Origin of the sequence: Rouxiella sp. S1S-2, from assembly GCF_009208105.1 — a bacterium.
In the GTDB taxonomy this organism is placed as follows: Bacteria; Pseudomonadota; Gammaproteobacteria; order Enterobacterales; family Enterobacteriaceae; genus Rouxiella.
In genome coordinates this window covers 3,305,312-3,329,963 of the sequence record NZ_WFKL01000001.1, presented here as the reverse complement: position 1 = coordinate 3,329,963, position 24,652 = coordinate 3,305,312, and the positions used below count along the sequence as shown (strand labels likewise).

At 51.5% G+C, this 24,652-nt stretch carries 24 protein-coding genes and 2 pseudogenes; 9 read left to right on the top strand and 17 right to left on the bottom strand.

Translation table 11 applies throughout. From position 1 onward, the window contains the following. Positions 1-14: 14 nt before the first annotated feature. Genes GA565_RS15340 through GA565_RS15325 form a run of 4 tightly spaced genes read right to left on the bottom strand, consistent with a single transcriptional unit; the run spans position 15 to position 5,155 of the window. Complete coding sequence (locus tag GA565_RS15340; RefSeq protein WP_152199185.1) at positions 15-815, bottom strand: ATP-binding cassette domain-containing protein; 801 nt, start codon at positions 813-815, stop codon at positions 15-17. After that, positions 812-2,602, bottom strand: a complete 1,791-nt coding sequence (locus tag GA565_RS15335) for a dipeptide/oligopeptide/nickel ABC transporter permease/ATP-binding protein (protein ID WP_152199184.1) — start codon at positions 2,600-2,602, stop codon at positions 812-814. The genes GA565_RS15340 and GA565_RS15335 overlap by 4 nt, the downstream gene beginning before the upstream one ends. Beyond that, positions 2,599-3,546 (bottom strand): ABC transporter permease, encoded by a 948-nt coding sequence (locus tag GA565_RS15330; RefSeq protein ID WP_152199183.1) that lies wholly within the window; start codon positions 3,544-3,546, stop codon positions 2,599-2,601. The genes GA565_RS15335 and GA565_RS15330 overlap by 4 nt, the downstream gene beginning before the upstream one ends. 37 nt (positions 3,547-3,583) lie before the next feature. Then, positions 3,584-5,155: an ABC transporter substrate-binding protein gene (locus tag GA565_RS15325; RefSeq protein WP_152199182.1), complete on the bottom strand. Its 1,572-nt coding sequence runs from the start codon at positions 5,153-5,155 to the stop codon at positions 3,584-3,586. Between the two features lie 147 nt (positions 5,156-5,302). On the opposite strand from GA565_RS15325, the gene GA565_RS15320 reads away from it, so the two are divergent. Further along, on the top strand, positions 5,303-5,959 hold the full coding sequence (locus GA565_RS15320; RefSeq protein WP_152199181.1) for a DUF1028 domain-containing protein: 657 nt from the start codon (positions 5,303-5,305) through the stop codon (positions 5,957-5,959). Positions 5,960-5,997: 38 nt separating this feature from the next. Here the strand turns inward: GA565_RS15320 and GA565_RS15315 are convergent, their stop codons facing one another. The 3 genes from GA565_RS15315 to GA565_RS15305 all read right to left on the bottom strand — a co-directional run bounded on the left by GA565_RS15315 (position 5,998) and on the right by GA565_RS15305 (position 8,894). Further along, positions 5,998-6,612 (bottom strand): TetR/AcrR family transcriptional regulator, encoded by a 615-nt coding sequence (locus tag GA565_RS15315; RefSeq protein ID WP_152201544.1) that lies wholly within the window; start codon positions 6,610-6,612, stop codon positions 5,998-6,000. 30 nt (positions 6,613-6,642) lie between these two features. Then, on the bottom strand, positions 6,643-7,809 hold the full coding sequence (locus GA565_RS15310) for an MFS transporter (RefSeq protein ID WP_152199180.1): 1,167 nt from the start codon (positions 7,807-7,809) through the stop codon (positions 6,643-6,645). A 194-nt stretch (positions 7,810-8,003) separates the two neighbouring features. Then, positions 8,004-8,894: a LysR family transcriptional regulator gene (locus GA565_RS15305; protein WP_152199179.1), complete on the bottom strand. Its 891-nt coding sequence runs from the start codon at positions 8,892-8,894 to the stop codon at positions 8,004-8,006. 140 nt (positions 8,895-9,034) lie between these two features. Between GA565_RS15305 and GA565_RS15300 the strand changes: the two genes are divergently transcribed. Then, a complete protein-coding gene (locus tag GA565_RS15300) occupies positions 9,035-10,291 on the top strand; it encodes an adenylosuccinate synthase (protein ID WP_055773660.1) in 1,257 nt (418 codons plus the stop codon). 122 nt (positions 10,292-10,413) lie between these two features. On the opposite strand, the gene GA565_RS15295 is transcribed toward GA565_RS15300, so the two are convergent. From GA565_RS15295 to GA565_RS15285, 4 genes are all read right to left on the bottom strand, one after another. Then, the gene (locus GA565_RS15295; RefSeq protein ID WP_152199178.1) at positions 10,414-10,668 is read right to left on the bottom strand and encodes a biofilm development regulator YmgB/AriR family protein; all 255 of its coding nucleotides are present in this window, start codon (positions 10,666-10,668) and stop codon (positions 10,414-10,416) included. A 248-nt stretch (positions 10,669-10,916) separates the two neighbouring features. Continuing rightward, a complete protein-coding gene (gene umuC, locus GA565_RS15290; protein WP_152199177.1) occupies positions 10,917-12,185 on the bottom strand; it encodes a translesion error-prone DNA polymerase V subunit UmuC in 1,269 nt (422 codons plus the stop codon). Beyond that, positions 12,185-12,316: a hypothetical protein gene (locus GA565_RS24885; RefSeq protein WP_255474457.1), complete on the bottom strand. Its 132-nt coding sequence runs from the start codon at positions 12,314-12,316 to the stop codon at positions 12,185-12,187. Before GA565_RS24885 ends, umuC begins: the two co-directional genes overlap by 1 nt. A gap of 197 nt (positions 12,317-12,513) precedes the next feature. Next, positions 12,514-13,443, bottom strand: coding sequence for a LysR family transcriptional regulator (locus GA565_RS15285; RefSeq protein ID WP_084983437.1), 930 nt, complete (start codon positions 13,441-13,443; stop codon positions 12,514-12,516). 95 nt (positions 13,444-13,538) lie between these two features. On the opposite strand from GA565_RS15285, the gene GA565_RS15280 reads away from it, so the two are divergent. Then, the gene (locus GA565_RS15280) at positions 13,539-14,219 is read left to right on the top strand and encodes a nitroreductase (protein WP_152199176.1); all 681 of its coding nucleotides are present in this window, start codon (positions 13,539-13,541) and stop codon (positions 14,217-14,219) included. A gap of 149 nt (positions 14,220-14,368) precedes the next feature. Here the strand turns inward: GA565_RS15280 and umuD are convergent, their stop codons facing one another. Beyond that, the gene (umuD, locus tag GA565_RS15275; protein WP_152201543.1) at positions 14,369-14,791 is read right to left on the bottom strand and encodes a translesion error-prone DNA polymerase V autoproteolytic subunit; all 423 of its coding nucleotides are present in this window, start codon (positions 14,789-14,791) and stop codon (positions 14,369-14,371) included. Positions 14,792-15,087: 296 nt separating this feature from the next. Here umuD and GA565_RS15270 point away from each other — a divergent pair, with 296 nt between their 5' ends. Next, positions 15,088-16,164 (top strand): nitronate monooxygenase family protein, encoded by a 1,077-nt coding sequence (locus GA565_RS15270; RefSeq protein ID WP_152199175.1) that lies wholly within the window; start codon positions 15,088-15,090, stop codon positions 16,162-16,164. A gap of 7 nt (positions 16,165-16,171) precedes the next feature. Here GA565_RS15270 and GA565_RS15265 read toward each other — a convergent pair whose 3' ends face one another. Both GA565_RS15265 and GA565_RS15260 read right to left on the bottom strand, forming a co-directional pair. Next, the gene (locus GA565_RS15265; RefSeq protein ID WP_152199174.1) at positions 16,172-16,981 is read right to left on the bottom strand and encodes an amino acid ABC transporter ATP-binding protein; all 810 of its coding nucleotides are present in this window, start codon (positions 16,979-16,981) and stop codon (positions 16,172-16,174) included. 1 nt (position 16,982) lies between these two features. Beyond that, positions 16,983-17,633 carry an amino acid ABC transporter permease gene (locus GA565_RS15260; protein ID WP_152199173.1) on the bottom strand — a complete coding sequence of 217 codons (651 nt, stop codon included), beginning with the start codon at positions 17,631-17,633 and terminating at the stop codon, positions 16,983-16,985. Between the two features lie 301 nt (positions 17,634-17,934). On the opposite strand from GA565_RS15260, the gene GA565_RS15255 reads away from it, so the two are divergent. The 4 genes and pseudogenes from GA565_RS15255 to GA565_RS15240 all read left to right on the top strand — a co-directional run. Then, positions 17,935-18,705, top strand: a complete 771-nt coding sequence (locus GA565_RS15255; RefSeq protein ID WP_226950975.1) for an ABC transporter substrate-binding protein — start codon at positions 17,935-17,937, stop codon at positions 18,703-18,705. Between the two features lie 84 nt (positions 18,706-18,789). Further along, positions 18,790-19,401 (top strand): helix-turn-helix domain-containing protein, encoded by a 612-nt coding sequence (locus tag GA565_RS15250; RefSeq protein ID WP_152199172.1) that lies wholly within the window; start codon positions 18,790-18,792, stop codon positions 19,399-19,401. Between the two features lie 42 nt (positions 19,402-19,443). Continuing rightward, positions 19,444-20,772 carry an FAD-binding oxidoreductase gene (locus GA565_RS15245; RefSeq protein WP_152199171.1) on the top strand — a complete coding sequence of 443 codons (1,329 nt, stop codon included), beginning with the start codon at positions 19,444-19,446 and terminating at the stop codon, positions 20,770-20,772. Positions 20,773-21,172: 400 nt separating this feature from the next. Further along, positions 21,173-21,433 (top strand): annotated as a pseudogene (locus tag GA565_RS15240) (LysE family transporter); the annotation flags it as partial. A 26-nt stretch (positions 21,434-21,459) separates the two neighbouring features. Here GA565_RS15240 and GA565_RS15235 read toward each other — a convergent pair. Together GA565_RS15235 and GA565_RS15230 are read right to left on the bottom strand one after the other, a co-directional pair. Next, a pseudogene (locus GA565_RS15235) lies at positions 21,460-21,771 on the bottom strand (helix-turn-helix transcriptional regulator); the annotation flags it as partial. A gap of 126 nt (positions 21,772-21,897) precedes the next feature. Further along, positions 21,898-23,274 carry an MFS transporter gene (locus GA565_RS15230; RefSeq protein ID WP_152199170.1) on the bottom strand — a complete coding sequence of 459 codons (1,377 nt, stop codon included), beginning with the start codon at positions 23,272-23,274 and terminating at the stop codon, positions 21,898-21,900. A gap of 144 nt (positions 23,275-23,418) precedes the next feature. Between GA565_RS15230 and GA565_RS15225 the strand changes: the two genes are divergently transcribed. After that, positions 23,419-24,027 (top strand): TetR/AcrR family transcriptional regulator, encoded by a 609-nt coding sequence (locus GA565_RS15225; protein WP_152201538.1) that lies wholly within the window; start codon positions 23,419-23,421, stop codon positions 24,025-24,027. A gap of 21 nt (positions 24,028-24,048) precedes the next feature. Here the strand turns inward: GA565_RS15225 and mntP are convergent, their stop codons facing one another. Continuing rightward, complete coding sequence (gene mntP / locus GA565_RS15220; protein WP_152199169.1) at positions 24,049-24,621, bottom strand: manganese efflux pump MntP; 573 nt, start codon at positions 24,619-24,621, stop codon at positions 24,049-24,051. Positions 24,622-24,652: the final 31 nt, after the last annotated feature.

Here is a 24,652-nt window from a genome sequence, read left to right as displayed (position 1 = left end):
GTTGCCAGTAACCCTTAGTGCGTAAAGGCAATAAGCCTTGGTGCGCTTGCCAACAGACTTTGGGTATAAGAGTGAGCAGGTCGAGAGAACAGAGTGTGGTTGTCTTCACACTCAACCCATTCTCCCAAATACATCACCGCCACGCGGTCGGCGATGGATTCCACCACGGCCAAATCGTGACTGATGAATATGTAGGATAGGCCAAATTGTTGTTTTAGTTCTTCAAGAAGTAATAAAACTTGCGCCTGCACCGATACATCCAGTGCACTGACCGGTTCATCAAGCACCAAAATTTTTGCTTCCGCCGCCAGCGCACGGGCAATGGCGAGGCGCTGAGCTTGGCCGCCGGAAAACTCATGTGGATAACAGGCAAGGGCGTCATGGGGCATATTCACCGCCTGCATAAGTTGCTGCATTTTTTGTTTTTGCTGCGCATCGGCATAGCCGCAAAGATGGGCCAGCGGCACGCGTAGGGTCTCGGCAATGGTTTTACGCGGATTTAGTGAAGCCACCGGATCCTGAAAAACGTATTGCACCGTTTTACCAAAAGCTTTTGCGCCACGCTGTCGCCACTGTGCCGCGTCTTGCCCCATTAGCGTCAGCGTGCCGGAAGTCGGATGCTCAAGGCCGACCAGCATTCTCGCCAGCGTGCTTTTCCCCGAACCACTTTCACCGACGATGGCCAATGTTTCTCCGGCGTTGAGATCAAAGGAAACATTTTTCACCGCGTTCACCTGATGTTCGGCGCTCGAAAACCAGTTTTTTCTGCCGCCAAAGGTTTTAACCAGATTACGTACCTCAATAACGGTTTTCATGTTTTCTCCTCGGCTGAAGCATAAAGTCGCCTGACCCGTTGCAGGAACTGCCGGCCTTGACCCAGATGCGGCACGCTGGCAATCAGGCGTTGGGTGTAAGGATGCTGCGGATGATTAAGCACTTGCCGCGTTTCACCGGTTTCAACAATTTCTCCCCGCTGCATCACCGCCACGCGATCGCAAATCTGGCTGACAACGCCAAAATCATGAGTGATAAACAGCAGCGTTAACCCGCGTTCGCGCCGCAGTTGCTGCAACAGCTCCAGTATGCGGGCCTGAACGGTGACATCGAGCGCAGTGGTAGGCTCGTCGGCGATGATTATTTCAGGGTCGTTGGCGAACGCCATGGCAATGCCCACACGCTGACGCTGGCCGCCAGAAAGCTGGTGAGGAAAGGCGTCGTAGCGCTGCTGTGCGTCCTGAATACCTACGCGGTCGAGCAGGGCAACGGCCTGCGTTTTTGCCTGCTGTTTATTCAGCGGCTGGTGGGCAACAATGGCTTCCGCTAACTGATAACCAATGCTGAACTGGGGATGCAGGGTCGTCAGCGGATCCTGAAAAATGTAGGCCACTCTGGCGCCGCGGCGCTGTTGGAGCTGCTGGGGCGGCAGCGAAAGCATTTCTTCACCGGCGACATAGACCGCGCCTGCGGTGATAACGCCAGGCGGAGAAGCCACCAGTCCCATAATCGAAAGCGCCGTCACGCTTTTTCCTGAGCCACTTTCACCGATAAGCCCAAGACATTCGCCTTTAGCCACCTGAAAGCTCACCCCTTTGACCGCCGTCGTCGCCTGCGGACCGGAGCCAAAGTTAACTTTTAAATCAACTACCTCCAGCAGTGCGCTTGGCTGTTTCTGTGCGGGTATTGTGCTGCGCTGCACGTCGGTGATGGCTTTGGCGCGCTGCAACACGCCCGACTTCAGTCGCGGGTCGAGTACGTCACGCACGCCGTCACCCAGCAGGTTAACGCTCATCACCAGCAGGAAAATCATCACTCCGGGCACCAGCGTCACGAAGGGAGCGCTGAACATCTGCTCGCGGCCCTGTCCTAGCATCGACCCCAAATCGGCATTCGGTGGCTGAGTGCCTAGCCCGAGAAACGACAAACCTGCTGTCTCGAGGATCATCCAGCCCAGCGTGGTCGACATTGTGACTACAATAATCGGCATCACGTTGGGCAATACTTCGCTAAACAGCACCTGCCAATGATTTTTACCCGACAGCCGCGCCGCCTGAATAAAATCACGTTGGCGCAGACCCAGCGTCAGTCCGCGGATATTACGCGCAAAGAAGGGAATATTGACGATGGCGATGGCGTACAGGGCGTTGAGTAGCCCAGGGCCAAGCACCGCGACGATGGCCAGCGCCAGCAAGATATACGGGAAGGCCATCAGCATGTCGATAAAGCGCATTAATAAACTGTCGGTACGGCCACCGGCATACCCGGCTAAAAGGCCAATCAGCGTGCCAAGCAATGCCGCCAAAAGCGTTGCACTAATGCCGACTACCAGCGAGACGCGCGTTCCCCACAGCAGGCGCGACAGCATATCCCGGCCCAGCGCGTCGGTTCCCAGTAGGTGGCCATTGGACAGCGGGGGCTGGAGTCGATTGAGCAAATTGGTCGCGTCTGGGTCAGCTATCGGCAGCAGCGGAGCCAGCAGCGCGGCCAATACAATAATCAGCAGCACGCCTAATCCGCAGGCCGCCAGCCGATTGTGCAGCAGCAGCGACCAGGTGGAGGGGCGGTGGCGGGCAGGACGCGCGGTGGGGGCCAGAGTGTCCGTCATGATTTTAACCTCGGGTCCAGGAGCGCCTGTAAAATATCGGTGAACAGATTAATCAGCACGTAGGCCGCGGCGGCCACCAATACGCCGCCCTGCACCAGCAGCAGGTCGCGGGTGGAGACCGCTTTTACCAGCATTGCGCCCAGACCGGGCCACTGGAAAACGGTTTCAATATACACGGCGCCGCCGAGCACAAATCCGGCCTGAATACCGACCACCGGAATAACCGAGACCAGCGCCATGCGAAAAGCGTGGCGATAAATCACTTTTCGCTCACTTAATCCTTTGGCGCGGGCGGTGCGAATAAAGTCCTGGCGCAGTACCTCAAGCATCGCGGTGCGCGTCAGGCGGGCAATGACGCCGGTTGCCACAATCGACAGCGTGACGGCGGGCATCACCAGATGATGAGCCACGTCAGTGAAGCCGCCGCCGCCCCAGGCTTCGACCATGCCGGACGCCGGAAACCACGGCAGCTGAACCGCAAAGAGCATAATCATCAGTAGGCCAATCCAGAACGAAGGCAGTGAAATACCAATTAATACCAACAGGGTAATAAGCCGGTCACCCCAACCAAACTGTCTGACCGCCGAAAAAATACCGGCTAACAGGCCCAGCACCGTGCTGAGCAACAGTGCCGTGCCGCCGAGGATCAGGGTGGCGGAAAAACGCTGTATAACCTCGTCAATCACCGGACGATTGAGCACGTAGGAACGGCCGAAATCGCCGTGCAGCATGTTGTTGACCCAAATCAGGTACTGTTGCCAAACGGGCTTGTTGAGCCCCAATTCCTGATTGACTCGCGCCACGTTTTCCGGCGTTGCCCAGGCACCGAGCAACGCCTGCGCCGGATCACCCGGGATCATCGACATAATAAAGAACACAATCAGCGACAGGCCGATGAATATCGGTATCGTCGCCAACAGGCGTTTGATTACGTAGCTCCACATAAGGTTTCTCCGTCATTGGCGCGCAGACTGCGCCCGCTTATTGTTTGCTGACGTGATTGAGCAGCAGGGTAAAGTTGGGCTGCAGGGCAAAGTTTTTCACCCGCGCGGAAGTCACTGCGTTTTGCTTCCAGTTGGCGACGAAAATCCACGGCGCGTCCTGATGCACCAGAGCCTGCACCTGCTGATAAAGCCTGCCGCGCTCTTCCTGCGAGGTGCTGGAGCGGGCTTTTTCAAGCAGAGCATCTACCTCAGGATTACTGTAATAACCGGAGTTAAAGCCGCCTTTGTCAGGCCACGCCTGCGTGCGTAGGGTAAGGAAAGGCAGGGTATCGGGATCGTTGGTCATCCACGCCATTTCCGCCATGTTGGTTTGTTTGTTTAAACCGGCATTGACCTTCGACAGGTAGGTGTTCCATTCGTAAGTCTGAATCGACACATCAAGCCCGACGGCCTTCAGATCAGCCTGAATAGCGGTCGCCATGGGAATGGGGTCGAGCATGCCGGAGCCGCCTTCTGTCACATAAAAGGTCAGTTTTGCCCCTTCTGCACCCGCCGCTTTAAGCAGTTCGCGGGCCTTCTGCGGGTCATAAGGATAGGGCTTCACGTCGTTACTGTGTGCCCAGCCAAAGGCGGAAGGAATGGGGCCATCGGCTACGGCGGCGGAACCTTGCAGGATATTGTCGACCATCGACTGCTTGTTGATGGCGTAGTTCACAGCCTGCCTGACGCGAACGTCGTTAAAGGGCGGTACCTGGGTATTTAGCATCACGTACCACACGTGCGGACCCACGGCCTGATGCAGCTCAAACTTCGGATTGTTGGCGAACAGTTTTACGCTGTCTGGCGGTACTTCAACCAGCGTATCAATCCCGCCGGAGAGCATCTCGGCGACGCGCGTATTGCCGTCGGTAATTGGTCGAAAGACCAACGTTTGCAGCTCAGGTTTGCCGTCCCAGTAGTGGGCATTGGCATTGAGCACCACGCGCTGATTTGACTGCCATTCGCTAAAGCCGAACGCGCCGCTGCCCACCGGATGGCGTCCAAACTCCTTGCCATATTTTTTCACCGCCTCGGGAGAAACGATCAAACCGGTCGGCGTGGCGAGGTTGGAGAGAAAGGGCGCAAACGGTTCTTTAAGACTAAAGACAATTGTTGACGCGTCTGGGGTGCTGATATGGTCGATCGTTGAAAAGAAGAAAGACAGTGGGAACGGGCCGGTACTGTAATAGGGATTTTGCTTGTCCAGCATGCGTTCAAAGGTGAATTTAACCGCTTCAGCGTTCACCGGGCTGCCGTCTTGAAACTTCACGTTGGGGCGCAGGTGGAAGGTGTAGGTCAAACCCTCCGCGCTAATTTCCCAACGCTCGGCCAGTGAGGGTTCAATGTCAAGCTTTCCGGCACCGTTGCGCACTAATCCGTCATAAATATTGACCAGAATTCGCGAGTCGTTGGCCGCGGTGGCGACCTGAGGGTCGAGGGATTGCGGCTCGGCAACTTGACCAATCAGCAGGACGTTGGCCGGCGAAGCGGCAAAAACACGAGGTGTAACCATCAGACAACAAGCACACATCCAGAGTAGGGCAAACCATTTGTGCAGCGCGTATTTCATCTCAACCTCATCAGGTGGCGTTAGCGTTGGGCAAAAGTTGTTCTTTTATATTTATGGGTATAAATTAATCAGATTGCAATAATTTATACGTATAAATAACTTTTAAGTAAATTTTTCCAATATCCAGACTCATAAATGGAGCGCAGGATGACTTTTTCTCTCATCGCTCGAGACCCTGAAACCGGCATGCTGGGGGCAATTACCGCCACAGCAGGACCGGCCGTTGGGGCATTGGTTATTCACGGTCATAGCCAAATTGGGGCGATTGCCACCCAGGCTATGACCAATCCGCTGTACGGCATCAAGGGGCTGGCACTGCTTAAACGCGGATACAGCGCCCAGAAAACGCTGGATCTGCTGTTGACAGACGACCCGGAAAGACAGCGGAGGCAATTGATTATAGTAGATAAATCAGGAAGTACAGCCCATGCTAGCGGCAGTGAGTGTCATGAATGGGTCGGCAGCAGGGTAGTCGATCATGCGGCGGCGGCGGGTAATTTCCTCGGCGGGCCGGAAACCCTAGACAGCCTGATTTCGTCTTATATTAAGAATAAAACGCTGGCTTTTCCTCAGCGCTTGCTGGCTGCGATGCAGGCCGCCGCCGAGCAGGGCGGAGACAGGCGTGGGCTGAAATCAGCGGCGTTGAAGGTATGGCACGACAGGGACTATGCAAATATCGACGTGCGCATCGACTGGGCAGACCGGCCACTTGAGGCGATGCAGGAGGTATTAAATGAGGTGCAGGGCGCGAACTATGCGCAATTCTTTGAGCAGTTACCCAAAGGGCGCGGCCTGATAGATTGACCGCGACGCTAGGCAAATGAAGACGGCTGACTGTGAACTCAGCGTTTAACGCAGCCTTGGCGAATGTCTTCACACAGCAGTCTGGCGCAGCCCAAACTGAGCTCTTCACGTTTTTGCGCATCGCCTGGTATGCGCGCCATCTGGTCCAGCATGCCGACAAAACATTGACCAACCTGCGTGGCGCTAATGTCTTGACGATAAAGGCCGTTTTGCTGCTCTTTAGCAATGTTTTGAGCAATCCAGCTGGCCAGTCCCGCTTTGGTTGCAGTGCAGCCCGGCGGCTGGAAGAAGCCGATCTGCGTCAAATCCGGATCTTCAGCCAGAAAGTCGAGCAGCATGCGAAAACTCAGCGCCACGCGTTCGAACACTTGATCGGCATGCGCTTCACCTTCAATCAAAAATGTAAGCGTCAGTGCTTCAAGACGCGAACGAAACTCGGTCATCAGGTCATCATAGGCCATCTCTTTGCTTTCGAAATAGCAGTAGAAGGTGGGCTGCGAGACCCCGGTGGCTTTGACAATATCGCTGACTTTAGTGTTATGGAAACCCAGTCTCGCAAACTCCGCCGCCGCGTGGCGGCGAAGGTTGGCGTGGGTTCTCTCTCCTTTAGAAAGGACAGTACCTTTAGAAAGAGAAGACGATTTATTCTGCATCACGACTTTCATAGATCCTTGAGCGGAGATTTATGCGTTTTCGGTCGCTAATTCACGGTTTGCCGCGCGGCTGGCGACCACCAGAACCAGGCCCAGCAGAGCCAATACGGCACCGGCAGGGGGGATCCACGCATAGGTCAGTCCTGAGCTTATCACACCGCCACCGAGGGCTGCACCCAGTGCATTGCCGAGATTAAAGGCGCCGATGTTTACCGATGACGCCATGCCTGGGGCCTCGTGCGCGGCATCCATCACGCGCATTTGCAGCGGTGAAATTAACCCGAACGCCATCATTCCCCACAGTACCAGAGAGATTGCTGCGCCAATGTGACTTGTCGCAGAGAACGAAAACACAAACATCGAAATCGCCAACAGGCTGAAAAACAGCACTAATGTGCCGTCAACCGAGCGGTCTACCAGCTTGCCGCTGATGTAGTTGCCGAGGGTAAAACCGACACCAATTAGCATCAGCATCGCGGTAACAAATTCACCGGAGGCGTGGGTCAGCTGCTCTAGAATCGGCGTGATGTAGGTATAAAGGGTGAACATTGAACCTGCACCCAATACGGTAGTCGCCAGCGAGCGCAGCACGACCGGACGCACCAGTACCGACAGCTCTTTTTTTACTTCTGGCATTTTGCCGATTTCACCTTTGGGCAATGTTTTGGCCAAGGCAAACAGGGCAATAACCCCCAGTACGGCGGTAGCCGCAAACGTGGTGCGCCAGCCGATAGTTTGACCAATCCAGGTCGCGACCGGGACGCCGCCAATATTTGCGATGGTCAGCCCCATAAACATCAGCGAGACCGCGCTTCCGCGCTTATCGGCAGGCACCAGACTCATGGCGACCAGCGCACCAAATCCGAAGAAGGCGCCGTGTGCCATGCTGGTTACCAGACGAGAAAGCAACAGCAGCGTATAATCTGGCGCGGCGGCAGAGAGAAGGTTGCCGACAATAAAGATGCCCATCAGCATCAGGAGACAGGACTTACGACGAAAACGGCCCAATGCCAGTGTCATCAACGGTGCACCGACCATAACGCCAATCGCATAGGCGCTTATCAATAAACCGGCCGTCGGGATTGAAACATCGACGCCTTGGGCAATAGTAGGCAGCAAACCCATGGGCGCGAACTCGGTGGTACCGATCCCAAAAGCACTCAGTGCCAACGCCAACAGTGGCCATTTGGACGACATAATTTCAACCCTCAAAATTTTGGTTAGTTTGTAATAATCATGATGTGTAGAGAAGCGCGTGTAGTGAAACCGGGAAAAAGTTTCTGTGCTAATTAAAATCTTACTTACTAGTAAACTTACTTGCAAGTAAGATTTAAGCGATGGCATGTTCATTATGTGCTAAACGGGTTGTGGCTAATTAGTTACCGCGTCACTTAATGCTGTAAGTCGACAATTTCCTGATCCACCCACTGAAGCAGCTGCTTTACCGCTTTGGAAAGGACTTGATTCTGACGCAAAATATAGCCAAGACGGGTGGCGGGGAACTGTGGCAGCGGCGTGACTTGGGTCGTGAGATTGGCTTTGGTACGCAGCGAGAATTCAGGAACAATTGCCACGCCAAATCCGGCCTCAGCCCAGTCGATTTGTGCATCTACGCTGCCGACTTCCATCACCCGGTAGCGCGGTAATTTCAGCAGCGGCAGTGCTTGATCAAGCAGGTCACGGGTGCGGGTATCGTGGCCGAGCAGGATAAGCGTGGGCTGGTTGGCATGAGTGGTATTTTCCGGTTGCCGTTCCTGCTGCCAGGCCTGCAGATTATTGCCCAGTGCGCACCATTTTATCTGCTGCAGCTCGGTGAAGTAGAGCGGTTGGCTCTCTTTCTGCTCGATAACAAAACCCAAATCCGCTTTCGCATTTTTGACCAGCTCCGACGCCTGCGACGAGGTGGTGTTAAGCAGCGTAAAGTCAATGCCCGGAAACGCTTTCTTAAAGAGCTGAAATGGTTTGATCAATAGAAGGCGCGAAATAATATCGCTGGCGGCAATGGTCAGGGTTCCACGACTCTGATCGTTAATGGCATTGAGATCGGCCTGACAAACCTGCAACTCCATCAGCGTTCTCTGGCTGGTATCAAGCAGTCGAAACCCCGCCTGGGTCAGCCTGAAGGGATTGCGCTCTATCAGTTTAACCCGCGTAGTTTGTTCTAACTGCTTGATATGTAGGCTGACGTTGGGCTGAGTCATGTGTAAAGCGGCGGCGGCCTTACCAAAGTGCTTCAGCTCCGCCAGCGTGACGAAGGTTTTTAACCAGTGAATATCCAGCATATTATTGACCTTAAGCGGACTGAATCGTGAAAATCAGGCCTTATTATATGAGATTCTTATTGAGATGATAATTATAATTAATTTCTCATATTCAATTCACAGGCATAGCATAGCGCCTTAATCAATGAGGAGAGTTGAGTATGCCGTCGATTGTGGTTGTAGGTGCAAACTGGGGCGATGAAGGCAAAGGCCGCATCGTAGATTTACTGGCAGCAGATGCCGCAGCAAGCGTCCGTTTTCAGGGCGGTAACAACGCGGGTCACACCGTTGTTAACGACTTCGGTACCTTTAAACTGCACCAATTACCGAGCGGCATTTTCAACAAAGACTGCGTGGCGGTTCTCGGCCCGGGCATGGTTATCAGCCCTGCGGCATTGACCCAGGAAATTGCGGAAGTTCAGGCCGCCGGTGTTGATGTGAAACTGCACATCTCAGACCGCGCAACCCTGTGCCTGCCGCTGCACGCACTTGAAGATACTCTTGAAGAACAACGTCTTGGCGACGCCGCTTACGGCTCTACTCGTCAAGGTATTGCGCCCGCTTACGGCGACCGCGTAATGAAAAAAGGCATCCTGATTGGTTGGTTGAACCAGCCTGAAGTGTTGCTGGAACGTATTCAGTTCATGCTCGACTGGAAACTGCCACAACTAAAAGCGCTGTATCCAAGCTTCGACTTCACCCAGACTGCGGAAGAAATGACCGCATGGCTGCTGGAGGTGACTGCACCGTGGCGCGAATTCATCTGTAACGTAACCGAGCCGCTAAAAGCATTGCAGAAAAAAGACGCTAACCTGCTGTTTGAAGCACAGCTTGGTGCTGGTCGCGACCTGGTTTATGGCGAATATCCGTGGACCACGTCTTCAAACGTGACCGCCGCTTACGCCGGTATCGGCAGTGGTTTACCGGCTCTGCGCCCAGAGCGCGTGATTGCCGTAGCGAAAGCGTTCAGTTCTTCTGTTGGCACGGGTACGCTGGTGACTGCGATGGAAGAGCAGGATAACTTCCGTGAAAACGCCAACGAATTTGGTGCGACCACCGGTCGTCCCCGCGATATGGGTTACTTCGATGCCGTAGCAACGCGCAACGGCGTTGAGTTACAGGCTGCTACCGAAATCGCACTGACCAAAATTGACTGCCTGTCTGGCTTGGCTGATCTGAAAATCTGTGTCGCCTATGCCGGTGAGCACACTGAAAACCCAATCTGGCCGCAAACTGCCGCATTGGCACCGGTTTACGAGCAGATGGCGTCTTGGGAAGAGGATATTACCGGTTGCCGTACTTTCGAAAGCCTGCCGGTGGCCGCTCAGCGTTACGTTGAGCGCATCGAAGACCTGATGGGCGTGCGCGTCAGCATGGTTTCTGTCGGTCCTGAGCGTGACCAGATGATCAACCGTTAATCCCTCGATTAATCGGTTTGATACTTAGCCCTGCCACTTAGGTGAGCAGGGCTTTTTTATGCCACGAAAAACGCCTCGATGATAGGTAAACGCATCGAGAAGCTTTTTAACGCGGCATTCTCTCATTCTTCATCGTCAGATGCGTTGTATACCGCATATTCCAGCGCCTGCAGGTAAGCATCTTGCTGGTCTATATCCTGCTCAGCTTCGATTTTCCTGATCAGGCACAGCAGAATATCTTTATGACTTACTGCATCCTGATGCTGTTTGAGCTCATGGCAAAGAGACGCGATTACAGCGTTATCCGACAGAAGTTCAGGATCGACGGCATGTATGTGGTCTGCCAGTTTCAATTGAGTAGAAGAAATTTCAAACATTTTATCGGTCTCCATTATTCCGTCGTAATAGATTAAAAGTTCCGTCGTAACAGGTTTAAGGCCCTGTCGCAGTAAGTTCAAGCTAACCTAAGCTGTTGCCCGAAGATGCGCTGATGCGCCTGTCTCCATCCTACGTTTAAAATTATACAACATTTTGCCGTTGTACAAATTTATTGTGAATATTTTGTGCGCTAAACCCACGTCACTCCGCGCCCTGTAATGCAGGGCGCGATATCTAGCGCTTTTGTTTAGCACATTTTCACCCGCATCAAATCGCTAAATCGCGTGGTATAGGCGGGCGATAACATGTCGCGCTTCATCTCCCAGCTTTTGGTCATACCCTGGCCAGCAAACCAGACGCGGCCTGTCCCTTTCTCGTGGATATGGTCCAGCGCCGCCATTAACTGCGTGCTGTTGGCTCGCGGAGGGTGTTGGTCAAACAGGCCAAGTTGGGCAACGCCTTGGTTATAAAAGTCACCGAGCATTACGCCGCATTTTTGGAAACGATGACCCTCCTGCCAAACTGAATCGAGGCATTGGGTTGCGGCAGCGATAATGTCGCGCGTGTCCTGCGTCGGGATGTCGATGCGCGTGGAGGCTATCTTACCGTAGTAAATCTCGCCCGGCGCGAACGGGCTGGTCTTGATAAAAGCGGAGATATGGCGGCAGTACTGCTTCTCTATCCTGAGCTTTTCGGCGGCGCGAGATGCATGGCTGCAAATGGCTTCGCGCATTAGCGCATAGTGGGAGACGCGATCGCCAAACGAACGCGAACAGACAATTTGCTGTTTGGTCGGTGCAATGTCCTCCATTTCAAGACAAGGTTCGCCGCGCAGTTCACGCACGGTTCTTTCGAGTACCACGCTGAAATGTTGGCGGATCAGGCTGGTTGGAGCATCGGCGAGATCCAGCGCCGTTTTTATCCCCATTGCGTTCAACTTTTTAGAGATTCTTCTCCCGACGCCCCACACCTCTTCAACTCCAACCCGCGCCATCAGACCGCGTTGCCGCTCAGGCAGTGAAAGGTCTATCACGCCCTCTGCTTTAGTCCACTTTTTAGCGGCAAAATTTGCCAACTTGGCGAGTGTTTTAGTCGGGCCAATGCCGACACCAATTCTAAGGCCGGTCCATTTGTAGACTTTGTCTTTCACCTCTCGGCCAAACTCTTCCAGATTTTTACAGTAGCTAACGCCATCAAGATTCAGAAAAGCTTCATCAATCGAATAAATTTCGACCTTGGGAGACATCTCTTCAAGCACCGTCATCACGCGGATGGACATATCCGCGTACAGGGCGTAGTTACTGCTAAAAATGACCACATTATGCTGCTCACACTCGCGGCGCATTTTAAAGAACGGCGCACCCATTTTTATGCCCAGCAGCTTTGCTTCGGTATTTCTGGCAATCACACAGCCGTCATTGTTTGAGAGCACGACAATCGGGCGACCCTTCAAGTCGGGCCTGAATACCGCCTCACAGCTGGCATAAAACGAGTTAACGTCTGCGAGGGCAAACATCACTGGAACCCGTCATTAATGAGAGTTAAAACGGAAAATTTGGCCATCTCGTCTCCGCCGTCGAGCAGAATAATGGGGGGGAAGTTGTGGTTCATCGGTGGATCGTATTTCTCGGGTGCGCTGTTAAACATATTTCCTCTTTGTGCACATTCGATGCTGCTGAATCGGGCATAACGATGAGTCTGTCAGTGCGTGAGACGTCATGCATGCATTCAGATGCACTGTATATAAACACAGTGTATCTGTGCATTCAGAGATTTGGAAGTCGCCAATGGGCCAGAATGATAATGCGATGAATTGACGAGTAAAAAATTTTTCTGACAGTAAATTAGTAGCGCCAATAAGGTGGCTGGCCGAATTTTTGTAGCAGGAAGTCGATGACTGCTCGGGTATTCAGTGAAGGATGTTTCCCTCCCGGATAGAGCAGGTACACCGATTGATCGACCGGACCATAAGCAGCAGCAAAGCCGGGCATTAGCTCGACAAGCACGCCACGTTTGAGTAACTCGCCAACCTGCCAGTCAGGGAAAAGCAGTATTCCCGCACCGTCAAAAGCGGCCTGCAGCAGCAATTCGGCATTATCAGAGACTATCTTTGCGGCAGGCGTAAACTGCCAGTTTTCCTCTCCTTTATGCAACCTCCAGCGTTGTAATCCACTCTTCCCCCGATAGGCCAGCAGGCGATGCTGTTGAAGCTCCTCAGGCGTTTTCGGGCTGCCATAACGTTTGATATATTCCGGACTTGCCACCAAATGACAGCGCTGCTTTGCGACCAGGCGACCGTGCAGTTCTGTATCTTCCATTGATGAAATTCGCAGCAGCAGGTCAGTGCTATCAGCGAAGGGGTCAATGTAATCATCGTTGAGATTCAATTCGATATTTAGCGCGGGATAGCGCTCGCTAAGCTCACTGATACTGGGCGCAATGTGTCGCAGGCCAAAAGAAATGGGAGCATTAATGCGGATGCGACCGCCAGGTTCACTGCGGCGCTCGTCGACCAACGTTTGCGCATCTGAAAGCTGGAGCAGCATTTCTCGGAAAGTTTCTGCGTAAATCAGCCCCGTTTCGGTAGCAATCACCGCACGCGTGTTGCGGTACAGCAACTGGGTTTCCAGTGCCTGTTCAAGCTGTTGAACTGTGCGTGATAGAGAAGAGGGTGCCAGACTTTCAAGGCGAGCAACTTCAGACAAATTTCCTTCCCGAACAATAGCCAGAAACAGCTGCATAGAGCGGACGTTAATTTGGTTGAGCTTATTCATCTGTGCGTAATCCGCAATGGTCTTTACACCATTGTAGTGTTTTTTCGAATGCGTTTCCTCGATAAAATAGACCGACAATCACAGAGGAGACTTCTATGACTACCCCAATACTGGCTTTTGATGAAACCGTTCGTCAGCGTGTCTCGACGCGTGCTTTTTTACCTACGCCATTAACCGATGAGCAACTTCAAGAAGTGCTGCAAGATGCACAGTATTCACCGTCTAACTGCAATACTCAGCCCTGGAATGTGCATGTTGTCTCAGGTGAGACCAAAAATAAGCTGGCACAGGCGATGATAGCCAACGATTTGGCGGGGAAACAGACGCCAGATTTTAGCTTCTCTTATGACGATTTTTTCGGCGACTACTACACGCGTAGCCAGGATCAGGCACGTCTTTACTACGATTCTTTAGGGATAGCGCGTGATGATAAAGATAAGCGTCATGAGATGTATTTGAAAAACTATCAATTTTTTAACGCACCACATGCCGCTTTTTTATTTATGCCTTCATTTGGAGACAACATCCGTGTTGCCTCTGACATCGGTATGTATGCACAAAGTTTCTTGTTATCCCTCACTGCGCGTGGCTATGCGGGCATTCCACAGACATTACTGGGTTTTCATGCGGATATAATTAGGGCGGCATTAGGTGTGTCCGACGATTATCGCCTGCTGTTTGGTATTTCATTTGGCTACGCCGATACCACCGCACCTTCTGCGAAAATACGTCAGCCCCGTTTACCCGTAGCAACAAGTGTGAGAATGCACGGCTAAATCGCTGCCATAGGGCCTTGAGAATTTTACTGGCCCAATTTGAATTTCAGATGCTGCGGGGTACATAGCGAAAGCATTGTTCGGCTTTTAATGTGTATAGAATGAACGGTGGCAAAGAGTACTGTTTTGTTAATTGAAATCCAGCTTCCTTACTGAAACCCGTTAATACTGAAGGTAACGACGCCAAAAATCTCAACCTCATCAACGCCATAGTTCAGAATAATCGGGGGAAAGTTAGGATTCATTGGTTCAAGTTTCACTATCGGGTGGGTACAAAGCCGTTTAACGGTGTACTCACCCGCCACGGAAGCAATGACGATATCGCCGTGTTTGGGGTCAAGGCTTCGGTCCACCACCAGCATCGAACCTTCATAAATCCCCGCATCAATCATCGACATTCCCGTCGCCATCACGAAGTAGGTTGCCGCCGGATGATTAACACATAACTTGTTTAAATCTATGCCTTTTTCGATGTAATCCTGTGCCGGACTGGGAAACCCCGCGGGCACCTTATCCTGAAAAAGTGGGGTGTTGAGTTCGACGGGCGAAATTGCTGGGCGAGAAAAAGTCATCATACTGCTCCATGATTGTACTGTGTATTCATACAGTATAATCATGATTCGAGGAATTTGGAAAGAAAGGTGTTGCAGAACTTCGTCATATCACCGCTGTCTGCTCAGGATGAGCGCATCAGCAGCAAGTCGCTGATGATATATCGCGCTGAAATGAATACGTTTACTCCATAAGGAGGATTGGCAGCGGCGGTATAGGCACTCTATTCTACTGTGAATAAAGGTGATTATTCGAACCTATCGGAAGCTCCTGCCGTGACTCTTGCTTTCCGATTACTTTCATAAAAGAGGAAGTAATGAAATACCAGAATATCTTTACCGAGCTACAGATTGAATGGCCCATTATCCAGGCGCCGATGGCGGGCGTGAGCACCCCCGAGATGGCGGCGGCGGTCTCTAACGCGGGTGGAGTCGGGTCTCTGGGGCTGGGGAGTGCCAAACCCGAGTCGGCTTTCGAGCAAATTCAAAAGACAAAATCACTCACCGACCGACCGTTCAACGTCAATTTCTTCTGTCATACCGCGCCCAACCTCAATCATGATGTGCATCAGAAATGGCTGGAATATCTTAACGCGCATTTTCAAGCGCACGACGCGCTTGCGCCTACTGTCTTGAACGAGATTTATCAGAATTTTCAATCTAACGAAAAAATGCTCGAAGTCGTGCTTGAGACCAGGCCGGCCATCGTGAGTTTTCATTTTGGCGCACCGTCTGAGCCAGTCGTTGACAAAATTCATGCCTACGGCGGCAAAGTGCTGGTGTGTGTCACTAACCTGCAGGAAGCACAATTGGCAGCGTCCGTTCATGCTGATGCGATTGTTGCCCAAGGCGTTGAGGCTGGCGGACATCGCGGTAATTTTGATGCAAAAAAAGATGACGAATTGGGGCTTTTCCCACTGTTGCGAATTCTTGCACGCCACAGTGAGCTGCCTGTTATTGCCGCAGGGGGAATTATGGACGGTGTCGGTATAGATGCGGCAATGCGGCTGGGTGCCGTGGGTGTGCAGCTCGGCACGGCATTTATTCTATGCCCTGAATCTTCGGCAACTGCTGCACATCGCGAATGCCTGAAAGGTGAGGGCGCGGCAAGAACGGCAATCACTGCGGCCATTTCTGGGCGGCCTGCTCGCGGAATTATCGGTGTCTTCCAGCGAAGTATAGTGCCCGATGGCCAACGGCAAATCCCTGACTATCCCTTTGCCTACGATGCGGCGATGAAACTGCACGCGGCGGCCAAGGAAAAAGGCATTTTCTCCTATTCGCCAAATTGGGCGGGCCAGGGAGCCGTGTTATGCCGTGAAATGCCGGCTTTTGAACTCACGCGCGTGCTGGCTGCGGAGTGGGCCGAAGCGCGTAAATCACTTTTGGTATAAGTAAAAGTTACCTAACACAACGGCAATTTTCACAATGCGCCGCTGTGGCTGTGGCTGTGGCTGTGGCTGTGGCTGTGGCTGTGGCTGTGGCTGTGCCCAGCACGCGCTTAAGAAAGTCTTGGGTCCGGGGTTCTTGGGGATTACCCAAAATGCGGTCAGCCGGACCCTGCTCAACAATTAATCCACCGTGTAAAAAGCACACACGGTCGGCAACTTCTCGGGCAAATTGCATTTCATGCGTCACCACCACCATGGTCATGCCTTCGCTGGCCAAAGTGCGCATGACCTGCAACACTTCACCTACCAGTTCGGGATCAAGGGCCGAGGTCGGTTCATCAAACAGTATGGCCTGAGGCTGTAGCGCAAGTGTTCTTGCGATCGCTACGCGCTGCTGCTGGCCGCCGGAGAGCTGGGCGGGCCAGGCATTAATTTTATCGGCTAACCCAACCAGCGCGAGAAGATCTTTGCTGCGTTTCTCCGCTGCTGCACGCGATTCCCCGTTGACGTGAATCGGACCTTCCATCACATTTTCAAGCACTGAACGATGTGGAAAAAGATTGAAGCGCTGAAAAACCATCCCTATCTGGCGGCGCAAGTCGTTAATCCGTTTGTCTCTACTATTAACCCGCTGATCTAATACGTGAATATCACCTTCCTCATAAGTCTCTAGTCCGTTAATACAGCGCAAAATTGTAGATTTCCCTGAACCGGAAGGGCCAATCAGGCAAACGACTTCTCCTTTATTGACCTCAAAGCTCACACCTTTCAGAACCTCGATGTTTCCAAAACGTTTATGCACTTCGTTAATTTTAATCATCTCAGGCTCCTCTCAAACGACGCGTTTCTAGCCGCTTGGTTAACGCCATTAGCGGAAGGCACAGTACTAAATAGAGGAGGGCAACCAAGGTGTAAACTGTCGTGTTATCAAAGGTGGATGCCGCGATAAGCTGTCCCTGTCGGGTCATTTCTGTTACCGCAATGGTTGAGGCAAGCGCAGAATCTTTCAGCATCATCACCAGCGTATTACTGTAGGGCGGTAGGGCAACGTGAAACGCCTGCGGCAGCACCACTCGGCGCATTGCCTTACTGAAACTCATGCCCATTGAGCGCGCGGCCTCGAACTGTCCACGGTCGATAGATTCGATGCCTGAGCGAAAAATTTCGGCAATATAAGTTGAAAAACAGAAGGCTATACCAATGACGCTGGCCTGCAGTGAGGTGAGCGTAATCCCAATATCCGGGAAAACGAAATAGATGTAGAACAGTACGACGATCATCGGTAGGCCGCGGGTGATGTTGATAATCACCGACACTGGCCAAGAGATAAACTTCCACGGACTCATCTTGCCCGCCACCCACAGTAGCCCAAGCGGTGTGCTTATCACCAGCGAGATAAGGGTGATAAAAATCGTCGTTTCGGCCCCTTTGAGCAAAAAGGGGACGTAGGTGCCAATGCTACTCCAATCCATCTTTTCTTCTCCTTTGTATTGCCACTAAGGGAGATTCGTGGCTGCATTTCTTCATTATAATGAATATCACCACCCGTCGACTCGCTGTCAATGGCTTTGCAATGCTCCGTCATAGGGCTTTCTTATAATAGGATTTGAGCGTCATTTAATTTATAATTTATTGATTTTATTAGATTATTATATAATTTTTGAAAAATTGATTATTTTTTGAATTGATGCTTGACAGTGAAGAGTGAAAATTCATTATATTAAATAGCACGCGGGCAACTTTGAACTCAATTGAAAATCTAGAGGGACAGTCATGCAGAAATCGATGGTTTCACTCCGTAACGTTAACCGCGGCATGGCCGCGATATTACTGTTGTCGTCTACCCTTGCCTCTCACGCTGCGATGTTGACGGCAGGTTCGCCACCCTCCAGCGCACCCACTACATTTTTAGACACCAAAACGGGAAAAATTGAAGGTTTTATGCCCGACGTGGCAAGAGAAGTGGCCAAGCGGGAGAAGCTGGACGTGGATTTTTCTGCAGTGCCATTCCCTACGCTGATTCAGTCCGTGATCTCCGGTAAAATTGACATGATTGTCGCCGGCATGACGCCGACGCCGGCGCGTGAGAAGTTTATTTCCTACTCTCAAGAGGTGACGGCGTTTGGAGATGGTTTGATTGTGCGTGATGACAACAAGCAAAAGTATACTGATTGGAAAGACTTCAAAGGCCAGACGATCGGCAGTCCATCGGGCACTGACTACGCGCAAAAGCTAATCAATAGCGGTATTGCGAAAGAGGTTAAGCTGTATGACAGTCCGGCTGATATGACGCGTGATCTCCAGCTTGGGCGCATTGCCGGTGGGCTGAGCGATTATCCGATATTAAAAGCGCAGGAAAAGGCTGGAATGCTGAAAGGCCTGCACGTGGTGGAGGGATATCAGCCGATGGCCGTTTCACCAATGGCGTTTGGGGTCAAAAAAGGCAATGACGTTCTCTTGGCAAAAATTAACGATGCGTTAAACGCGATGAAGGCCGATGGCACGCTGGCAACGTTGAAATCCAAGTGGAATATGCCACAGTAGTGTTTCAGGGGGATGAGCAAAATGCGCATTTCCCTGGCGTTAGCAATGTTGCGCGCATGGCCGTATTTTGACAGGAAAATCCCGATGACCAAAAGCAATCTCAAAGGATCTGAGCTCGTGGTGAGTTCGCTGGAGGCGGATATTGGCCTGCGCCTGAAGAAAATGCGCAAAGCACGTAATTTAACCATTAGCGAATTGGCAACGTTGGCCGGTGTTTCTGCCGGTACAATCAGCCAAATTGAACGTAATCTCACTAACCCGACAATTCGCATGCTTGAACAGCTGCGGCAGGTATTAAATGTTCCGTTGACGACCTTTCTTGAAGGTGACGAAGCGACGACGCAGGGCATTGAGCACTATATTCGCCGCGAACAAGACCGCCCACATTTTCATGTCGGTAAACATGGCATCGCGAAATCGCTGCTCTCCCCTCAGGGAGATTACGATATTAAATTTATGCTAATCGACGTGCCTGCCCAGACGCGCTCGGAGCAGATGCTGGTGGGCGACGGTGAAAAAGCCGGTCTGTTATTAAGCGGGGAGCTGACGCTTGAAATTGACGACGATAAAGCCGTGCTTTATCCGGGCGACAGTTTTCAGTTCAAAAGTAATTTGCTGCACAACGTATTTAATCATAGCGCTGCGCAAGCGCAGGTTTTATGGATAATGCTGGTTCAGCCAGATAAGCATCTATAAGTTTCCTTATTACTCAGCGAGTTACTGCGACAGGGTCGATGTATGCGTGTGAAAATTGATGCGGTATCAAATAGCACTTCTTTCCCGAAAGAGGTAGACGTTGTGGTGATTGGTGGCGGGATAATCGGCACCGCTACCGCCTATGAGCTTGCGAAGCAGGGCGTATCGGTGGCGCTGCTCGAAAAAGGTGTGATTGGCGGCGAGCAGTCGAGCCGCAACTGGGGATGGGTGCGTCAACAGAACCGAGACCTTTACGAGCTGCCAATGGCGATGAACAGCCTGCAGCGTTGGGGAGAGCTGGGTGAAGAGATTGGCCTCGATTTAGGCTTCAGGCGCAGCGGTATTTTGTACTGCACAACTAAAGAGTCCGACCTCGAAAAATGGGAAGCCTGGGGTAAAAAAGCGCAGGCGCAAGGCTTTACTAGCCAGATGCTTTCGGCGCAAAAGGCCTCAGAGTTAAGTGGAAGTCGTGGCGATTGGAAAGGCGGTGTCTGGTCACCCACTGACGGTCGAGCAGAACCTTCCAAGGCTGCGCCCGCATTGGCTATAGGCGCGCAGCGTTTAGGGACCAATATTCAGCAACAATGTGCTGTCAGGGGACTCGAAATAAGTGCGGGACGCGTGGCCGGCGTATGGACTGAGCGAGGGCTGGTGAAAGCCAATAAGGTGATCTGCTGCGGCGGAGCCTGGAGCGCACGTTTTTGCCAGCGTCACGGCATTGAGCTGCCTGCGGCAAACATTCTCGGTACGGCTTTTAAAACCACCTCAGCCCCTGAGGTTATCAAAGGCTGTTTAAGTATGCCCAATCTGGCGATGCGGCGTCGGCTGGACGGCAGCTACACGGTGGCGGTTCCAGGATTGGGTCGTATGGATCTCGCCCCGCAAAACCTGCGTTATGTAACAAAATTCCTGCCAATGTATCGTAGCAAAGTGGCGAAAAAACTGAAGTTTAGAATTAATAGCTCATTCTTTAATGGTCCTGAGGCTGCAGGTCATTGGGCTTTTGACCAGATATCACCGTTCGAAAAAATCCGCGTATTGGACCCTGCTGCCGATGCACAAATTTTGCGATTGGCGCTGGCTGAAATCGAACGTGCATTTCCTGCTTTGAAAGGGATAGCCGTCGATCACGCATGGGGCGGCTGGATTGATACCACACCCGATCTCGTTCCGGTTATCGATGAAAGCGAAAAAATCCCCGGATTTATTATCGCCTCAGGTTTTAGCGGTCACGGCTTTGGTATAGGTCCTGGTGCTGCACGGCTTATCACACAGCAGGTGATGAATGAAAAAACCTATACTGACATGTCGGCTTATCGGCTGAATCGCTTTACTGACGGCAGTGTGATAAGACAGCCGCAGATGATGTGAAAAAATGGGTGCTCAAAGATTCATGTCATTCAGCCAACAGGCGGAGGCTAACCTGATGTTTCTGATGCATGCCGATAGACCTCGGTTGATTAACATTAACTCGGGGTCTTTCTCTTTCTGCCATTGAGATAACTATTTAATAATAAATATTCATGCTCGGGACAAAAAAATCCAGAGCACCCGAATAAAGAGACTCGTATTAACAGGGTTTAACGTATTTAATTTCAATGTAAATAACTCGTTTTAATTACATTAATAGCACTCTACTATATTAGTATTTTATTTAAATGTTTTGTTTGACTTGATATTTTATTACTTAATTAATGAACCGCAATTTTTTCCAATACCCGTCGTTGCCCCTGTGTTTTAGTAAGCGCTTTGCTTATCAGGGGACGATACTATGATGCAATTTTCTAGCGGTTTTTTACTCAGTCTTTCACTGTGCCTGGACATTGGTATTGCCAATATAGCGATGATTACGCTGGCGATGCAGCGGGGTTATTTTTACGGATTCTGGTTGGGGATTGGCACCTGCATTGGTGATTTGATTTATGCGTTGTTGGCGTTGGCGTTGGCGTTGACGGGGATGGCCGTTTTGTTGCAGTTTGAAACGGTGCGCTGGACTCTGTGGATTGGCGGTGGCGCAGTATTGGTGTGGTTTACGATATCGCATTTTATGTGATTGCCTCAGGTTATCGAGAATTTATTGCTGTCTGAGTTTAGCTGGCGTACATAGTGATGGGGCGTAACGCCCATTATTCGGCGAAAAGAATTAATAAAATGGCTTTGATCGTAAAACCCTAACGCCAGCGCTGCATCCAGTGGATGCACATTGCCGCGCAGCAGGTTACGCGCGCGTTGTAACCGCAGTTGCATGTGATATTGCAACGGCGGCATGCCAATTAACTGGGTGAAACGCCGTATTAAATGGTATTTGCTTAAACCGCAAAGCCGTGCAAGCGTATCGAGCTGAGGTTTTATGGTTAAGTTTTCGGCCATGATCCGTGAACATTCGAACCCTTTACTGCTGAACCATTCAGAAGACTGTAGCGGCACGTGGTATCCACCTTGGCTATTAACGAAATAGATTCTTTATTGATGATTATAAAATCACCAGGCGTCGCGTTAAGCAAGCCTGGATACCAGCAACGCGCCGCCGAGCATCATTAGCGCCGCGGTGACAAAGCCGATGGTCGCACCGATGCCTACCGGAAAATGAATCCCTGTCACCAAAAGACCTAACAACGCGACGCCAATCGCGCTGCCGGTTTGACGCATGGTATTTATGGCCGCTGAGGCGGTCGCAGTTTTCCCGGCCGGTGCCTGGTGCAGAAAAGTAGACAGAAGAGTGGGGGTCGCTATCCCGCCGCCAATCGGCATCAAAAATAGGAAGCAGACAAATGTTGAAAAAGCGGCATCGAGATAGGTAAGGGTGGCAAGAATGAAGTAGTTCAAGGAGGCAAGCAAAATACCCAGAGTCAAGGTAAAACGCGGGCCGAACCGGGTAGCCAAATAGCCACTGAGGGTATTTGCAAAGGCAATCACCGTGAAGGTCAGCAGCGCGAGGCCAGTCATCACTGGGGTAAAGCCGCGGTAAACCTGAAAATAAACGGTTAATAAAAAGAGAGATCCGTAAAATGAGAAGTTCATTGCCGCGGCCAATAAAAGGCTCAGCGAGAAGGCTGGTTTTTTTAGCAGACTAACAGGGAGAAAGGCGTATTTCGATTTAGCAAGATGTACGATTAAGAAGAGCAGTGCCAGAACAAACAGGCCAAAGAAGAGTATTTCGTCACGGGAAACAGAAAAACTTTTTCCAAACTGGATCATCACGTAAATCATCGAAAAACAGGCAATGACAAACAGTAATATTCCTTTGGTATCAATGTTTAGGCTGTTATATGCTGTCGATTCGGGAATATAAAAAAACGTAAGAATTAACCCCGCCGCACAAATCGGAATATTAATCAGAAACAGAGCGTGCCAGGAAATATGAGTCAACACTATCGCACCGATGAAAGGGCCTGCCGCGCTAATAATGCCACCCATGGCGCTCCACCAGCCGATAGCCTTGGCGCGTAGCAGGGGATTATTGCCGCAAGCGAAAGAAAGCATCGCCAGAGAAGAGGGGACAATCAGCGCCGCGCCCAGTCCCTGCAGCAGGCGGCCAAAGATCATGGTTTCAATGCTGGAGGAAAATGCGCATGCCAGAGAGGCCAGGAGAAATATTCCAATACCCAGCAGATTAACTGTCCGGTTGCCAAACCGGTCGCCTAACCCTCCTGCGGCCAAAAGCAGAGCAGCAAAAACAACGACGTAGGCGTCGGGTATCCACTGAAGACTGGAGATGCCGGCGTTAAACACCTGCGCAAAGGTCGGCAGCGCCACGTTAACAATAGTCACGTCGAGCTGAACCACCACGTAGCCCAGCGAGGTAATGAGCGCACTCGCAAACAGCGGCGTTGTGGATACTTGCTCTGTTTTCAATTCTTCGTTAGAAAGCATAGACTCACCGCAATCCCAATTTTTATAACGCGTTGCCAATTCAAACGCAGAGATTGCGATGTTATCTGAAAAATATTTGTTTGTAGAGTGATCAATCTACAATATGTTTTGCAAAGGTATTCCATCTGATGCATGAGAGTAATGATGAAAAAAAATCCCGGCAGACCGAGAGAGTTTGACCCTAAAGACTTCCTGAATGCCGCACTTGGCTGTTTCTGGTTAAAGGGGTATCAGGGTACATCGATCAGTGATCTGATGCAGGCTTCGGGACTGGCCAGCGCCAGTATTTACAAGCTGTACCCGGATAAACGCAGCATATTTTTTGCCGCGCTCAGCCAGTATATGGAGGAAGGGTTAGGCCGAATGCGGACGCGAGCCGAAGAAAAACCACCCGCCGTGGCCCTGCGTGAGACGCTTGATTACTGCGCGCTGCTGTCAACGGGTGAAGACGGTGAGCGCGGCTGCTTTACGATTGCTGCGGCCAGCGAACTTTTGCCAGCGGACGACGAAGTCAGAGAAAAAGTGAAGTACAAGTTTAATGGTATCAAACAGAATCTCATCACCATTTTTAGCCGTGGTCAGCAGCAGGGCGTTTTTAAAGCAGATACGCAGGCAGAAGTGATGGCAGAAACGGTATTTATGCTGCTTGAGGGGATGCGTGTTTATGGCAAGGTTAAGCCGGACTTTGCGATGCTTAAACTCGCGAATGACTTTATAATGAACAGCGTACTGATAAAGCACGCGGCGGGATAATTAATCAGCCTTTAGCGAAAATTAGCGCAGAAGACCCAAGTGCTCAATGAGAATAGAAGAGCCGATGCCGATCAGTACCACGCCGCCCAGAATCTCGGCCCATTTACCAATCGCAGCACCCAGAAAACGCCCCAACAGCATACCGGTGGTCGCCATAATAGTGGTTGCTGCGCCAATCGTTAGCGCCATCACTAAAATATTAACCTGAAGAAACGCGAGGCCCACGCCCACGGCCATTGCGTCAAGGCTGGTAGCGATAGCTGTCGTGACCAGTAGCCAAAAACCGTGACGGTTCTGTACTTCTGCCTCTTGTTCATTATCTTTCTTAATGCCTTCGTGGATCATCCGAATGCCCAATACCAGCAGCAGGCCGAAGGCAACCCAGTGGTCCCAGGCCATCACGAACTGACTGGCGGCAAGCCCAATACCCCAACCGATAATCGGTGTAATCGCTTCTATTACGCCGAAGATTAGACCGGTCCGTAATGCTTCTTTCAGCGGGGGTCTATGCAGTGTTGCTCCTTTGCCGATTGCTGCGGCAAACGCATCCATTGACATACCAAACGCTAGAATAAGAATTGCATAAATGTTCATAAAACGGACCGAAAGGGCTTTCCGTGGAGGC